We start from the raw sequence: 11,500 nt of genomic DNA, 5'->3' as shown, positions 1-11,500 counted from the left end.
GGTCGCCCTGCGGGCGCTCTGGCGCTCGGTCGTGGGTCTTGCCTGGCGTTTCGTCATCAATGCCTCCTGTGGCGGCGCGAGGGCCGCGTTGCACATCGCGATGACGGAGCCGCGAGGACGGCCGGCGCGTTGGTTGGACGCTACGCGGCGGTGCCAAGCTCCGTCTTCAGGACAGACGGCCATTCACGCAAGAAGGTTTCCCCGTCGCGCCGGCCGAGATCGTAGGCACCGATCATCGCGCCGGGCTGGGTGTAGTCCCAGCTCGAGATCGGTACCCGTTGCGAAGGTTGCAGGTAGAGCCGGCGCTGGGCGCCGTGCCGCAATACGAAGCGGCGCGGGCGCGGATACAGCCGCGTCACCAGCACCAGGACGTCGCCGGGCGTTGCGTCGAGCGCATCGACCGGCACGTTGTCGACCATGCCGCCATCCAGCACCGGCCGTCCATTGCGCCGCAGCACCGGCGTAAAGGGCGGGGTCGAGGCCGATTGCAGCAACAGGTCGGCCAGTTGTTCGGGCGACGCGCAGTCCTGCGCGCGCACGAACTCCGGATGGAAGCCGAGCTTGCGGCCAAGCCGCGGGTGCAGCGTCTTGAGCCAGTGCTTCTCGATGTTGTAGGCCACCAGGCCGGCCATCACCGCCAGCCGCGGGCCGCTCCAGCGCGGGATGTGCGCCACGCCGATGCGGATCTCCGGCGCTGTCTGCAGTTGCGCCAGGCGGCCTTCGCCAAAGATGTTGAGCAAGGCGGTGCGGTAGATGCCGTAATGCGGGAACACGCGCTGCCGGCTCAGCAGATTGCCCCAGTAGGCATTGCGGCGGTTGCCGGCGAGCACCTGCTGGTAGTACGCCATCACCTGGCGGGAATCGTGCGCATGGATCATGCAGGCCGTGGCGGCGCCGGCGGAAATGCCGGCGATCACGCGCGGGCGCAAGCCCAGCTCCGGCGCCACCGTGTCCCACCAGCCAGCCTGCCACCAGCAGCGGTTGCCGCCACCGGCAAATACCACCTGGTCGAACGGCGAGGCGGCCGCGGCGTGTGCGGCAGGTGCCACGGCCGCGGCGGCGGGCTGGATGACAAGGGAACTCATGCTGCGTGACTCATGCAAGGGATGGCGTGGCTCACAGCAGCGCGTAGGTGGTGGTGGCCTGCACGGCCAGCTTGCCGTCGGCGCCGGTCAGCTCGATCTCGCCGAACACCACGGTCTTGCCCAGCCGCAGCACATTGGCGCGCACCAGGATGTCGCCCTCGATCACCGGGCGCATGAAATTGGTGGTCAGCGTGACCGTGGTCATGGGCCGGAAGCCGCCCAGCGCGCTGGCAATCGCCACGATCATGGCGGTGTCGGCCGCGGACATCAGCACCTGGCCGCACACCACGCCACCCGCATGGCGAAATGATTCGTCGAAAGGCAGGCGCAGCGTTACGCTCTGCGCATCGACGCGCTCGGCCCGCAGGCCGAGCTGGCGCACCCATGGCGCCAATACGTGCTGCAAGGTGCCGTCGATATCGGCAAGCGTCAGGTTGGATTCCGGCATGGCACTCCCGTTTGTCCTGGGGTGGGGCCGGGCCAGGTTGCTATTCGATCTCCTCCGGCGCGGCGCGATGTTTGAGCCAATGATACAGGGGGCCGGTGCACAGCACCACGAAGGCCATCCGGATCACATGGAAGGCTGTCACCAGCGGCACGCCGAGCTCCAGCACCTTGGCCGTGATGCACATCTCGGCGATGCCGCCGGGCGTGGTGCCCAGGATGGCGGTGGCCGGATGCACGCCCGACATGGCCGACAGGGCCCAGCCGAACAGCGCGGAGAGCACCAGCGCCGCCAGCGTGTACAGCGCCACGCCGCCGAGGAAGCGTGGCGCGGTGTGGAGGAAGTCGCGCGAGAAACGCGCGCCCAGCGAGACGCCGATCAGCAACTGGCCGGCGCGGCTCATCCAGGTGGGGATGGCCGACAGCTCGATGCCCGAGGCGGTCAGCGCGGCCGCCGCCAGCAGCGTGCCGATCACGAAGGGATTGGGCAGGTTGACGCGCCTGGCCGCCAGCGCCACGCTGACGGTGATCGCGATCAGCGCGGGCAGCCAGAAGTAGTCCACCGTGCGCGGCCCCGGAATATACGGGTCCAGGCCGTGGATGCCGCCGTACTGGAACAGCGCGGGCACTGCCACCACCACCATCAGCACGCGCAGCGAATGCGCGGCGGCCACCTGGTCGATGCGCGCACCGTTGCGCTCGGCCAGGTTGGCCATCTCCGAGGCACCGCCGATGGCGGTCGAGAAGTACGCGGTCTTGAATGCCACGCCGGTGCTCCTGCGCAGCATGAACGCGCCGCCGCAGCCCAGCACCAGCGCAAACAGCGAGCCGGCGACGATATACGGCAGGAACTCCACCAGCCGCGCCACCACGTCGGGCGTGAAGTAGAGCCCGAGCGCGGTGCCGATGGCCCACTGGCCGGCGTTGCGCGCCTGCGTCGGCGCGCGCAGGTCGGCGCCGCGCATGCGCGCGATGGCTACCGACAGCAGCGGGCCGATCATCCACGGCAGCGGTGTGTGCAGCAGCGAGCAAAGCAGTGCGGCCGACAGGCCGAGCAGCAGCGTCAGCAGGACCGGACGCCAGCGGTGAATGAGAGAAGACATGTTGCAGCGGCCTGGCGTGGTGTTCTTATGATGGAGTGCAATGTAGAGACAAAGGCGCCGGTGCCATGGCGCAGCAACGGCAAAGGCCCGGCACCTCTGGAGGGCAGGGCCTCAGACTGTATAACGCATGCGACTGTTGGTTTGCTCCCCTTCCTCAACCCTTATGTGTTTCATAATCTGTTCTGGAAGCTTCAGATCGACTAACCCAAGCTCAAGTTTGTGGGAGAGCCAGGATTGAAGCTTCTATTCTTGATAGCGATTGGCCAGTTTTATGGGCATGATTCAGGGCTGCAGGGCCTGAAGGCGGAGTGGCGTCAGGCTTATGGGCTTGGGTAGGTTGAGACAAGTCTGCAGGGCCTGAAGGCGGAGTGGCGTCAGGCTCTTGGGCACATGGAGGTGTCACTTTTCTTTACTCGTAAAGAAAAGTAACCAAAAGAAAGCGACCCCTTGCAGGGGGGCTGGCTTGTCGGGCTCAGGGGCTTTGCGGATTCGTGGTGGGCGCGGCGGTTCTAATGAACTGCTGGCGCTACCGGCGCGAACGGCATTGCCAATGCGGATGGCGCTGGTTTCAGTATAGCGCCCCTGATGGCACTGGCCCGTGGTGGTTGACGCATCTGCCGTTACCGGTTCGCATGGCCACTGCCTCCCGATCCTTGCTGGTTTCGTCGTGGGCGCGGTGGCCCCGCTTGAGGCGAATATCCCAAATCTGGAGCCACCGCGCCCACGACGAAACCAGTGCCGTTCATGATCGAGTGGCCATATAAACGGGTAACGGCAGATGCATGAACGGGCAAGCAGGTTCGTCATTCAGGGGTCGTACCACGAGACCACTGTCATTCGCTGTGTAGTGATGGTCAGCGCCGGTACCGGCAGATTCCGGCAGAGCTGACGCGCCCACGACGAATCCGCAAAGCCAGCGAGCCTGATAAGCCAGCCTCCTGCAAGGATCGCTTTCTTTTGGTTACTTTTCTTTACGAGTAAAGAAAAGTGACACCTCCATGTGCCCATGAGCCCGACGCCACTCCGCCTTTAGGCCCTGCAGACCTGAATCAGGTCCCTACAACAGCATGAGGTCCTACTGAAAACCAAATACCTCCATGTGCCCATGAGCCCGACACCACTCCGCCTTTAGGCCCTGCAGACCTGAATCAGGTCTCTACAACGGCATGAGGTCCTACTGAAAACCAAATACCTCCATGCGCCCAAGAGCCCGACACCACCCCGCCTTTAGGCCCTGCAGACCTATCTCAACCGCCCAGCCATTGAACCCAAACGATGGAATGGAAATACGCCGAATGGATATCAAGGTTGAAGGAATCGACATTAGCAAGAACACGCCGGCTCTGACTTCTTTTCCTGACTGCGCGAGCCGCCGGTTCACCAATGACGAGCCGGGAATCGCCACGCCGTTGGCGTACCTGGCTGAGCATAACGCTCAAGGTCAAATCGATCGCGTCGTGCCGGAAGCGACCGGCGGTTATGAGACGCGGGTCAGCATCGCACTGGCTGGCGCAGGACTTCCGATAGCGTTGGTCAATCCACCACGGTGAAGAGCGGTCGGCCATGGCAAAACACCATGGCCACTTGACACGATTGCTCTGCCTGCGAGGGGAGAGGGAGTAAACACAGTCGCCATTCCAAATGGTCTTGGCGTATCCGGTCTGCTTCGTTCAGCGCAGCGCCCGCATCTTGCGCCCGATCAAGCCACCTTGCCGCGCGCCGAGCGCCTGGCCAGCCAGCCCAGGATGCGCGGGATCAGCACCACCGCCACCGTCATGGCCAGGATGGTGGCCGAGATCGGCTGGGTCACGAAGATTGACCAGTCGCCCTGGCTGATCGACAGCGCATTGCGCAACTGCTTCTCGGCGATGGGGCCCAGGATCATGCCCACGATCACCGGCGCGGTGGGGAAGTCGAAGCGGCGCATGGCCATGCCCAGCACGCCGATCACGAACAGCAGCAGCAGGTCGAACCACGACTGGCGGATGCCGTAGGCGCCCAGGCCCGCGAAGATCAGGATGCCGCCGTACAGCAGCGGCGTGGGAATGCGCAGCATGCGCACCCACAGGCCGATGGCCGGCAGGTTCAGCACCAGCAGCATCACGTTGCCGATGTAGAGCGAAGCCAGCAGGCCCCACACCAGGTCGCCCGAGGTCTGGAACAGCATCGGGCCCGGCTGCAGGTTGTAGTTCTGGAACGCCGCCAGCAGGATCGCGGTGGTGTTCGAGGTCGGGATGCCCAGCGTCAGCAGCGGGGCCAGCGTGGCGGTGACCGCGGCGTTGTTGGCGGCCTCGGGGCCGGCCACGCCTTCGATCGCGCCAACCGTGCCGAACTCGCCCTGGTGCCTGGACAGCTTCTTCTCGGTGGCGTACGACAGGAAGGTCGGGATCTCGGCGCCGCCGGCCGGGATCAGGCCGAACGGGAAGCCGATCACGGTGCCGCGGATCCAGGCCGGCACCGAGCGCTTCCAGTCCGACTTGGTCATCATGATCGAGCTGAGCCGGTTGAAGCTGCCATCGGGCTGCGGGAAGAAGGCGTTGAACAGCGCCTCGCCCACCGCGAACAGCCCCACCGCGATCACCACGATGTCGATGCCGTCGTACAGCTCCTGCACGTTCATCGAATAGCGCGTCTGGCCCGACAGCGAATCCATGCCGATCAGGCCGATGCCCAGGCCCAGGAACAGGCTGGTCATGCCGCGCAGCAGGGACGAGCCCAGCACCGCCGACACCGTGGTGAAGGCCAGCAGCATGATCATGAAGTATTCGCCGGGACCGAACTGCAGCGCCACGTCGGCCGCCACCGGCGCGAACATCGACAGCAGCACCGTGCCGATCGTGCCGGCCACGAAGGAGCCGATGGCCGCGGTAGCCAGCGCCGGGCCGGCGCGGCCGCTCTTGGCCATCAGGTTGCCTTCCATCGCCGTGACCATGGTCGACGACTCGCCCGGCGTGTTCATCAGGATGGAGGTGGTGGAGCCGCCGTACATGGCGCCGTAGTAGATGCCGGCGAACATGATCAGCGCGGCGGTGGGTTCCACCTTGGCGGTCAGCGGCAGCAGCATGGCCACGGTCAGCGCCGGGCCGATGCCCGGCAGCACGCCGATGGCGGTGCCCAGGAAGCAGCCCACCAGGGCCCACATCAGGTTGATCGGCGTGACGGCGATGGCAAAGCCATGCATCAGCAGGTTAAGGGTATCCATGAATCAGCTCCGATCAGAACCCGGCGACGGGCAGCAGCGGCAAATTGATGCCGAGCAGGAATTCAAACAGCGCCCACATCGGCAACGTGATGCACAGGCCGATCAGGCCGTCGCGCAGGAAGCGCCGGCTGCCGTAGCCGCGCGCCACGCAGACCATCAGCAGGGTCGACGCGAGCACGAAGCCCAGCATGCCGATCAGCGCCATATTGGCCACCAGGCCGGCAGCCACCCACAGGAAGCCGCGGAAGTTATGCGGTGCCGAAGGCAGTTCGGCGTCTTCCTCGGGCATATTGCGAAAGCCGCCGCGAATGCCTTGCCAGGTCAGCACGGCGCCGCATGCGGCCAGGCCGATGGCGACCAGCGTCGGCATGAAGCGCGGCGACAGGCCGGCATAGCCTTCGTCGCCGGAAATGCCCGGCAGGCCCAGGAAGAAGAAGAGGGAGAGCAGCAATACGGCAATGCCGATCGCCAGGTGCGAGGGTTTCATGGTTGGAAGTGGCTCCTTCATGCGGCGCCTGCGGTGGTGTTGGCCGACCCTTGGCTTGCCGCGGTTTGTCGCCCCGCTTGCGGCAGGGGCCCGGCGATTTGTAGTTTGGTTTTGGGTATCGCAGGTGGACACCGGGCCCCCGCCTGCTGCATGCGCTCCGGGTGTTACGGTGCGCCGCAGGCAGGGCCGACAGGTAAAGCGGTGAAACGGGTTGAAGCGGTGCGCAGGCGGTAAGGTGGGTTGCCCCTGGCGCTTACTTGGCCACGCCCAGTTCGCGCAGCGTGCCGCCCAGGCGTGCCGACTCGCTGTCGACGAACTTGCCGAATTCATCGCCGGTCAGCAGGAACGGGGTCCAGTCGTTCTTGGCCAGGGTTTCCTTCCACACCGGCGATTCGGTTGCCTTCACCACGGCGTCGACCAGGGCCTTGCGCTGCTCGGCGGTGATGCCCGGCGCGCCATACACGCCGCGCCAGTTGTAGATCTCGACGTTGATGCCCTGCTCCTTCAGGGTTGCGATGTCGGCGGTGCGTTCCTTGGACGTCACGGCCAGCGCGCGCATCTTGCCGCTCTTGATGAAGGGCAGGAACTCGGACACGCCGGCAATGCCGACCGTCACGTGGCCGCCCAGGATCGAGGCCGAGGCTTCGCCGCCGCCCTGGAACGGCACGTAGTTGATCTTCTTCGGGTCCACGCCGGATTCCTTGGCCACCAGGCCTGCCAGGATGTGGTCGATCGAACCCTTGGAGCCGCCGCCCCAGCTCACGCTGCCCGGATTGGCCTTGAGCTGCGCGGTCAGGTCCTTGATCGACTTCAGCGGCGACGCGGCCGGCACCGTGATCACCATGGTGTCGGCGAACAGGCGTGCCACCGGGGTCGCGTTCTTCAGCGTGACCGGCGGCTTGTTGGTTTCGATCGCGCCCACCATCACCGCGCCGGTGACGATCATCGCGTTGGGGTTGCCCTTGTCGGTATTGACGAACTGCGTCAGGCCGATGGTGCCGCCCGCGCCGCCCTTGTTGTCGTAGGAAGCCGTCTTGGCGACGCCGGCGGCAACCAGCGCGGCGCCCAGCGAGCGGCCGGTCTGGTCGAAGCCGCCGCCCGGGTTGGCGCCGATCATGAACTTCACGCTGTCGAGCGCGAAGGCGGGAGCGGCAGCCACGGTGGCGGTGATGGCGGCCGAAGCCATGACGACATGGGCAAGGCGATGAATCGAACGACGCATTACGGTCTCCTGCTTTTTCTCAGAGGGTTGCCGGTGAAGGGGGGAGGCTGATATCGCTGGCCTGGCCCGACCCGGAGGCATCCGGCTGGCAGCGGAGCTTGCTGGCATGGACGGGAGAACTTCGCGGTGTGCCGGGGTTGGCCGGCCTGGCTGGGCGTTGTCTCCTGTCCTTTGCTGTGCTTGCATGCCGGACTTGTTCTTTGGCTTTTCTACGTGGTCTGGCCGGTGCGACGGCCATGGGGGCGATTTTAGGCGGGGGAAACTGTCAAAAGCCTGTCAATTTGACTGGAAATGGGGTGGGGTTTACACGGGGTTGGATGTCTGGGAAACCGGTCATTTGATAAAGCGTCCCGGAGGCAGCCCGGAGGCATCCAGGAAATGTCCGAGGGAAATCCGGAAAACCCCGCCGGCAAGCAGCCTCACTCGCCGACCGGCAGCCTCAACACCGCCCGGACGCCTCGCCCCTGCGCCCCGTCCCGCAGTTCCACCGCCCCCCCGAAGCGCGCGGTCATCTCCCGGGAAATCGCCAGCCCCAGGCCGGATCCGGGCTCCGCGTGCCCGACCCGCCGGTAAAACCGCGCAAACACCTTCTCGCGTTCCTCGGCGGGAATGCCGGGCCCGTCGTCTTCGACCACCAGGCAGGCACTGTCCTGGGCGCGCGCGGCGGAAAGCGTGATGCGGCTGCCGCGGGGGGAATACTGGATGGCGTTGTGGACGAGGTTGGCGAAGGCTTCGCGCAACAGCGCGGCATCGGCGCGTACCGGCAATACCAGCCCCGCCGGGCGCTCCCACCCGAAATCCTGCTGCTTGCCGCGCGCCAGCGGCAGGTAGTCCAGCGCCACCTGCTCGGCCACGGCGACGGCGTCGATCAGTTCCAGCGGTTCGGCGTCTCCCGGCGTATCGCTGCCCGGATGCTGCCGCACCCGCGCCAATGCCAGCAGCTGGTTGGTCAGCCGCGCGGCTTGTTCGAGCTGGGTGACGATGCCGCCCACCGCCTCCCTGGCGGCCTGCGGCGCGCGCGCGGGATCGGCGCTGGCGCAAAGCTGGCGCTGGGCGAATTCGGCTTGCGTCTTGAGGATGGCCAGCGGCGTGCGCAACTGATGCGCGGCATCGGCGATGAACTGGGCCTGGGCCTGCGTCATCGCGGCCGAGCGCGAGACGTGCCGGTTCACCGCGTCGACCAGCGGCTGCACTTCCACGGGCACGTGGTCGAAGGCCAGCGGGGTGAGGTCGTCGGCCGAGCGCGCTTCCACGTCGTCGCGCACGCGTGCCAGCGGGCGCAGCACATAGGTGATGCCGGCCACCAGGATGGAGGCGCTGATCAGGATCAGCAGCACGTCGCGCGCCAGCGCGCCGCGCCAGACGGTGGCGATCAACTCGAAACGCGGCTCGGCGGTTTCCGCCACCTGCACGATGACGCGCATATGCGCGTTGGGGCGATACACCGGATGCGCCAGTACGGCGATGCGCACCGGGTCGCCGCGATAGCCGGCATCGTAGAAGCGCGGCTGGTTGCTGGCGATCTCCCCCTTGGGCAGCGGCAGGTCGTCGTAGCCGGTGACGGTTTCGATCTTGCCGTTGCGTTCGAGCGAGACGCGGTAGAACACATGGGTCTGGGCCGCGGTCTCGAACATTTCCATGGCGGCGTCCGGCAGCGCGATCTGCACGCTTTCGCCGGCCATGCCGATGGCGTTGTCGATGGCGCGTACCGAGCCGTACAGCGAGCGGTCGTAGGCGGCATTGGCGGCATCGCGCAGCGTGCCGTAGGTCAGCCAGGTGTCGAGCGCCATCATGGCCGCCAGCGCGGGCAACAGCAGCAGCAGCAACTGGCGGCGCAGGCTGCCCTGCAGCCAGCGCCGCAGCCAGTGGCGTGGCAGCCGGTGCAGCATCAGGCCTGCCCTTCCGGTTCCAGCAGGTAGCCGAAGCCGCGCAGCGTGACGATGGTCACGCCGTGGCCCGAGAGCTTCTTGCGCAGCCGGTAGACCAGCACCTCGATGGCGTCGGGGCTGACATCGGCGTCGAGCGAGAACACCTTGTCGAGCAGTTGCGCCTTGGTCAGCGGCTGGCCGCTCCTGGCCAGCAGCGCGCCCAGCAGGGTCGATTCGCGCGGCGTCAGCGCCAGCGGCACGCCGTCCAGCGTGAAGCTGCGGGTCTCGCCGTCGAACACCAGCGAGCCGCATTGCAGGCGCGGATGGGCGCGCCCGCGGCTGCGCCGGATCAGGGCCAGGATGCGGGCCTCCAGCTCGGCGATGGCGAAGGGCTTGGGCAGGTAATCGTCGGCGCCCAGGTTGAGCCCGCGCACGCGCTCGTCGAGCGTGTCCTGCGCGGTCAGGATCAGCACCGGGGTGCGGTCGTCGCGCCCGCGCATGGACTTGAGCACGGCCAGGCCGTCCTTGCCGGGCAGGCGCAGGTCGAGCACCACCACATCGTATTCCTCGGCCATCAGGCGCGCCTCGGCCTGCAGGCCGTCGGCCACGTGCTCGATCACGAAGCCGCCCTGCTCCAGTGCGCGCGCCACCCAGCGCGCCAGTTCAATCTCGTCTTCTACCAGCAATAAGCGCACGCCGGTCCTCCCCTGCTCGATAAGCGTCCGTTTGCACGAGACCATGGCTTTGAATTCGCCGCCGGCAGCGCAGCCGCCGGCGCCACGGCGACTTGCCGCGGGGGCCTATAATACCTCCGCCCCGGGCCACGCGCGGCGAGTGCGCCCAGGCCCTTTCCAGCCACCGATGCCGCCACCGATGGTTCCAGCCTTGCGCAAGTTGCCCCCGTCCCCGCCGTCCGCCGCCCCCGCCGACATGCCCGCCAGCCGCACGCGGCGCCGCGTGCTGACGGCCGCCGCCGCGGCGCTGGGCGCCGCCGGCATGACCAGCGGCCCGCGCGCCCAGGCTACGCCGCCGGTGCCCGCCGGCTATCCGGCGAGCTATGCGGAGATCATCGCGCGGGCGCTGCAGGAGGGCACTGTCAACATCCATGCCTCCACCGACGTGGATATCGCGCATCCGCTGGTGACGGCGTTCGAGGCGCGCTACCCCGGCCTCAAGGTGCGTTACCAGGATCTCAACACGCTGGACCTGAACGACCGCTACCTGGCGGAAAACGCGCGGCTGGAGGCTGGCCAGCCGCCCGGGCCGGACTATGCCGACGTGCTGTGGAGCACGGCCATGGACCTGCAGATCAAGCTGGTCAACGATGGCCACGCCCTGCGCTACGCCTCGCCCGAGCGGGCCGGCCTGCCGGCCTGGGCGGCGTGGCGCGACGAAGCCTGGGGCACCACCTTCGAGCCGGCGGTGATCGTCTACAACCGCCGTCACTTTGCCGGCATGCAGGTGCCGCGCAGCCGCACCGGCCTGGCGCGCCTGCTGCAGGAGAATGCGCCGCGCTGGCGCGGGCGCGTGGTGACCTACGACGTGGAGAAATCCGGGGTGGGTTACCTGCTGGCGCAGCAGGATGCGCGCATGGGCGACGAGTTCTGGTACCTGGCGCAGGCGCTTGGCCGCTGCGGCGTGCAGATGTCGGCGTCCACGGCGAACATGATCGAGCGCATCGCCTCCGGCGAGTTCGTGATGGGCTACAACCTGCTGGGGTCCTACGCGCTCTCGCTGATGGAGCGCGGCGCCGGGATCGATGTGATCGCCCCGCGCGACTACACGCTGGTGATGTCGCGCGTGGCCTTTATCGCGCGCCGCGCGCCGCATCCCAACGCGGCGCGCCTGTGGCTGGATTTCCTGCTCTCGCGCGCCGGCCAGACCCTGCTGGGGCAAAGCGCTTCGCAGCTCTACACCATCCGCACGGATACCGACAGCGTGCACACCGCCGCCGCGCTGGCCGAGCGCCTCGGCTACGCGCTCAAGCCGATCAGCGTGGGCCCCGGCCTGCTGGCGGCGCAGGACACGCTGCGCAAGCGGACCTTCCTGGCCCGCTGGCGCGACGCCATGCGGGGCTGAGCAGCCGGAG

General features: G+C 67.2%; 10 protein-coding genes. 2 read left to right on the top strand and 8 right to left on the bottom strand.

Translation table 11 applies throughout. The features are described from left to right. Positions 1 to 140 precede the first annotated feature (140 nt). The 3 genes from AC3FOF_RS34165 to AC3FOF_RS34155 are packed head-to-tail and all read right to left on the bottom strand — an operon-like array spanning position 141 to position 2,632. On the bottom strand, positions 141 to 1,085 hold the full coding sequence (locus tag AC3FOF_RS34165; protein ID WP_488727923.1) for a patatin-like phospholipase family protein: 945 nt from the start codon (positions 1,083 to 1,085) through the stop codon (positions 141 to 143). A 31-nt stretch (positions 1,086 to 1,116) separates the two neighbouring features. Further along, positions 1,117 to 1,533: a PaaI family thioesterase gene (locus AC3FOF_RS34160; protein ID WP_276266655.1), complete on the bottom strand. Its 417-nt coding sequence runs from the start codon at positions 1,531 to 1,533 to the stop codon at positions 1,117 to 1,119. Positions 1,534 to 1,573: 40 nt separating this feature from the next. Next, entirely contained in the window at positions 1,574 to 2,632 is a 1,059-nt protein-coding gene (locus AC3FOF_RS34155; protein ID WP_276266656.1) for an AbrB family transcriptional regulator, read from the bottom strand. Positions 2,633 to 3,927: 1,295 nt separating this feature from the next. Between AC3FOF_RS34155 and AC3FOF_RS34150 the strand changes: the two genes are divergently transcribed. Further along, positions 3,928 to 4,182 (top strand): hypothetical protein, encoded by a 255-nt coding sequence (locus AC3FOF_RS34150; RefSeq protein ID WP_017229309.1) that lies wholly within the window; start codon positions 3,928 to 3,930, stop codon positions 4,180 to 4,182. A gap of 149 nt (positions 4,183 to 4,331) precedes the next feature. On the opposite strand, the gene AC3FOF_RS34145 is transcribed toward AC3FOF_RS34150, so the two are convergent. From AC3FOF_RS34145 to AC3FOF_RS34125, 5 genes are all read right to left on the bottom strand, one after another. Beyond that, positions 4,332 to 5,834, bottom strand: a complete 1,503-nt coding sequence (locus AC3FOF_RS34145) for a tripartite tricarboxylate transporter permease (RefSeq protein ID WP_488729115.1) — start codon at positions 5,832 to 5,834, stop codon at positions 4,332 to 4,334. 13 nt (positions 5,835 to 5,847) lie between these two features. Continuing rightward, complete coding sequence (locus AC3FOF_RS34140; RefSeq protein ID WP_017229311.1) at positions 5,848 to 6,321, bottom strand: tripartite tricarboxylate transporter TctB family protein; 474 nt, start codon at positions 6,319 to 6,321, stop codon at positions 5,848 to 5,850. A 253-nt stretch (positions 6,322 to 6,574) separates the two neighbouring features. Beyond that, positions 6,575 to 7,543 (bottom strand): Bug family tripartite tricarboxylate transporter substrate binding protein, encoded by a 969-nt coding sequence (locus AC3FOF_RS34135; RefSeq protein WP_017229312.1) that lies wholly within the window; start codon positions 7,541 to 7,543, stop codon positions 6,575 to 6,577. A gap of 419 nt (positions 7,544 to 7,962) precedes the next feature. Next, complete coding sequence (locus tag AC3FOF_RS34130) at positions 7,963 to 9,432, bottom strand: sensor histidine kinase (protein ID WP_488729114.1); 1,470 nt, start codon at positions 9,430 to 9,432, stop codon at positions 7,963 to 7,965. Continuing rightward, positions 9,432 to 10,106 (bottom strand): response regulator, encoded by a 675-nt coding sequence (locus AC3FOF_RS34125; RefSeq protein WP_276267704.1) that lies wholly within the window; start codon positions 10,104 to 10,106, stop codon positions 9,432 to 9,434. Before AC3FOF_RS34125 ends, AC3FOF_RS34130 begins: the two co-directional genes overlap by 1 nt. Positions 10,107 to 10,341: 235 nt before the next feature. Between AC3FOF_RS34125 and AC3FOF_RS34120 the strand changes: the two genes are divergently transcribed. Then, positions 10,342 to 11,490 (top strand): ABC transporter substrate-binding protein, encoded by a 1,149-nt coding sequence (locus tag AC3FOF_RS34120; RefSeq protein WP_488729119.1) that lies wholly within the window; start codon positions 10,342 to 10,344, stop codon positions 11,488 to 11,490. Positions 11,491 to 11,500 lie beyond the last annotated feature (10 nt).

This window comes from Cupriavidus sp. 96C5-1 (genome assembly GCF_057798855.1).
This window is presented reverse-complemented; position numbering and strand designations above follow the sequence as displayed.